A 4,004-nucleotide genomic window follows, 5' to 3' on the forward strand; every position below is an offset into this window, starting at 1 on the left:
ACGTTGCAATTTAGCTTCAGCATCTAACAGCAAACGCAGCTTCTCTACACCACCATAGCGTATCGCTAAAGCAATGGCGTAATCGACAGTTTGTATAGCATTTTTGTCATGCCATAACAACTCTGTAAGTGGCTTTAGACTTTCATCAAGCAATTGTTGAAGATCTTGTACACTGCCTCTTAAGACAACTTCCAATAAGTAATGTGCTGCTCCCACATTGCTAGATCTATCAATCTTCGGCAGCCTCTTTTTGGCCCATTCTTCTTTGTAAAAATCTTGTACCGCAGCAGATGAGCTTTCTACACCCCAATTGTAGAGTTTCACCTCATTTCTCAGCAACATGCCGATATACTGCTGAGCAACCTCCTCATTATAGATTTGATGTTTGTAACAATAGCCTAAGAGTAGCCCCAAACCAAGACTATGAACAAGTTCTTCAGACAAACTCAACTCAGGCATTATCGTAATAATGCGATCTTTACTGCTATCCCATCTTCCATCTAACTTACACAGCTCGCAGTGAGTTAGTTTTGGCGCAAACAAATGCATTTGGTCGCCGGGCAACCGAGCTAACTCATCTAATTGCTCAGTGCTTAGTGAAGCTCCCATATACCTAACTTTATTTACCCCTTTCCCTGCGATTTCATATGCTTGAAGGACTTTCTCAAATTCCTCAGGCAAGGTCAGCTCTCGACTATACCGGTACGGTATGTCTATGACGAACCTACGGCATTTGCTATAAAGCACGCCATCCACGCTCTCATAGACTGGATTTTGAGGATGAACAAAGTATCTTTTTAAATTGGGAAGCCAAGGCACGTACAAATAAGAGTAAAGGTTGTCTTTAATAGCATCGTTCTCTTTAAGCTCAGTATTAGCAAAGCAGTTACTTACGCTATTATCTTGAGCGTTATAGATAAAGCCATTTTCCCAGTAGCTCTCAAATTTACGACCAATGAAGCTCTTAGGCAGCGTTAAGGATGTAATTTCATTCTCATTGTCGAAGACTACACCACGCTCAATGAACTTAACGCCTTCAGGAATCACCACATCGCCGCCCGCGCCTGAATAACGAATTAGCGTACCATCATCTGAGATCTCAAAGTCCATAGAATGTCCTCACTGCTAGTTGCCTACAGCCAAATATAATGCTGAGCCCCATCTAACCTGGATCCATTAAAGAAATATAAGGTATCACAAATAAGCCTATTCGACTCCAGAGACTGAGTACGAATCAGGTCTATACTCAGCCAATATCTAATTGGCTTATTGGCAGATCGAGTGCCTTTACTAATTCTTTTTGTTGTTTTGAAAGAGCTGAGGTTAATACCCATTCATCATTCTGTTTCCTACATGTTATATCCATAAGTCTAGCTATAGCGCTATCTATGTCTATACGAGATTTAGTCAGATACGATCTCAGCTTGTTTTCAAGAGTTTTACGCAAGATCAGTCCAATGAATGCTAGAAACAGTTTTCCATTGATACTATCTTGATAATTAACCTGCAGTCTTTCATCTTGAACGTCATTTTTGAAGATGCTAAATGACTTCTCAACGCAGTCTTTAGCCCGATAAATATCAAGCACTTCGTTAGGCGACAAGTCATTCCTAGTACAGAACAAAGCAAAACAGCCGCATAGTTCTAAAAGCTCCGAGTAATGCTTCTCTTTAAGCTCAAAGCTAAGTCCATCATCTTCATTTTCATTTATATGAAAGAACTGAGAGTATAGCTTTAGCTTAGACTGAGAAAGTCTAGTTGCTGTTTTTAGCTCTTCAGCAATCTTTGCTACATATGAGTTGAGTGTTGATTCATCTCTTGCTGAAGAAAGCGGTGACTTATACATCATAAGCCTTGTATTTATACGGCCAATAGTAAACTCCTTCACACTACAACGTATAGTTTCATCATGACGCTGTATTAGCGAAGTATTTGACGATAACGGGCTACCTCGCCAATCTAACACTTGATTTCTTATGTCTTTGCTCAAATCGAGAGGCGCTCCAACGATAAACTCGCATCCATGCTGCCTAGCTATATCAAGTGGTTCAGAGACGGCAAAGCCACCATCTAAAACTAAGGTTAGTGGAACATCTAGCTTAAGACCATTTAACCTGGCCTGCTCTAACACATAAGGCAAGTTAGTAAAGTCATAAATAGAGCCGTTATAGCAGCTAAAGAAGACTGGTAGCTTGCGTTCAATGGTGCAAAACATTCCTACATTTACCTGAGGAAGTCTTTCTTTATCGCGGTTATATCCCCATGCAACCATTGGCAACGATGTAGAGTAGTTCGATATTGATGTTACGTCATAACAAATACAGTCATCTGCACAGCAGTATTTTGTCCACTCCTTGAAGAAGTCATTGCATTGAGCAGTGGTTATTGCCCGATAAAGCTGACTCAAGCCTTGCGATGTTATGACCCCATCAGTAAAGCACATATGCTTATCTGTGAAATGATCGATATTTGTTAGCCCACCTGGTGCACCAGCCCCGAAAAAAGCCCCAACAGCAAGGATCTTGTTTGCCAAAGAGTCACCGAATGAGTTTATAAGTATTTGATCAAGAGAGTGCTCTCTAGCTAAAGAGTGACATGCGATTGAATAGCCAAAAGCAGCTTCGTTTGATTTGCGCTCAATACTGACAGGTTCTTTACTCGCTTTTCGAGGACGTCCAGGCCCTTTAACTTTGGAAAAAGTTGGGGGTTGCACATTGAAGAAAGAGAAGTAGTTTGAGTTTGGATGGAACATCTTAGCTCCATCAATTGGATCTATAACCAGCCTTCCGATAAGCAATCTATCATGTTTAAGTCGCCCTTCATGTCTATAGCTCTTTATACGGTATTTGACATATGTAGAGCCTTTCCCCTGCTTATATAACTCATATCTACTATCGTCTGGAAGCGGAATCGATATCTCAGTGTAAAGCATATATGATACTCCATATTTAGTATTTATATGGTATCACAGAATAAAAAAAGCTAGAACATGGTCTAGCTAAAGCATATACATTCAAGGATGTTGAGTAACGTGTTCTTCTGCTACTTAACGTTACCCAACAATAAATTTAGGGATGCAGGATTTAAGCTAAATCATAGTGATAGCAAACAACTACTTTTGTGCCGCTACAAGCTTAAAGATGACTTTCTGCTAGTCTTTTTGGTTTTGGCCTTGCTTTGAGACCCTTGTTGCCTTTCAAGGAGCATTGCTGTGGCTTCATGTGCATTGTGCTCTGTGGCCACATCTATAAGCTTACTGAGGGTTTGTTTTGATTTAATCTGCTTAGAGTTGATGATTGTATTAACTGCGCTATGACAGGAGCTCAAGATTGCTTGTTCAAATAACTCAACAAGATCTTTTGCTTTTACATCTAAAAGATCGAAGATCTTTGCAAACTCATTAGGCCCCTCCTGAATGATCACAGGAATATAGCTAGGTGGAATTGAGAAAGCCTTTCCGTCACTTGCTACCCATTCAATGAGTTGAACCACACCTTGCAAATGAGTAAAGAGGGCACTATATAGCAATTCGTTAAAATTAACGTATTTAAGATACTCTTTTTCTTCTTGCATGAATCTTTGCAGGTTAGTGCCATGTGACTGTAAATAGCTGGCGATCTTAAGTTCACTGCACAGCAAAGCAAGAATGCAGATCATATTACAATCATTGTTATCTTCGATTATCAATGCCTCTCTGTCACACAAGAGCTCAAGGCACTTTAAGCGCTCATCCTCATCAAGTGGAGTCATGTTTCTTACCTCATAATTTGAGGCAATCACAAACGCAGATTGATATTGATATTGATTTCTGTTAGCCAGATTCTCTGCTGTAACCCAATAATTATAGGAGTTGTCAGCAAGATTTGCAGATAATGTCTTAGGTTCACGTTGCAATTTAGCTTCAGCATCTAACAGCAAACGCAGCTTCTCTACACCACCATAGCGTATCGCTAAAGCAATGGCGTAATCGACAGTTTGTATAGCATTTTTGTCATGCCATAACA

Annotated in this window: 3 protein-coding genes; all 3 read right to left on the bottom strand. The window is 40.1% G+C overall.

The annotated features are described in order from the left end of the window. The coding region (locus RDO37_RS10325; protein ID WP_308499020.1) for a hypothetical protein at positions 1-1,110 on the bottom strand (1,110 nt) is incomplete at its 3' end. A gap of 136 nt (positions 1,111-1,246) precedes the next feature. Then, positions 1,247-2,752 (bottom strand): transposase, encoded by a 1,506-nt coding sequence (locus tag RDO37_RS10330; RefSeq protein WP_308499021.1) that lies wholly within the window; start codon positions 2,750-2,752, stop codon positions 1,247-1,249. Positions 2,753-3,126: 374 nt separating this feature from the next. Then, positions 3,127-3,918 (bottom strand): hypothetical protein, encoded by a 792-nt coding sequence (locus RDO37_RS10335; RefSeq protein ID WP_308499022.1) that lies wholly within the window; start codon positions 3,916-3,918, stop codon positions 3,127-3,129. Positions 3,919-4,004: the final 86 nt, after the last annotated feature.

This window comes from uncultured Anaerobiospirillum sp. (assembly GCF_902485895.1).
Lineage (GTDB): Bacteria > Pseudomonadota > Gammaproteobacteria > Enterobacterales > Succinivibrionaceae > Anaerobiospirillum > Anaerobiospirillum succiniciproducens.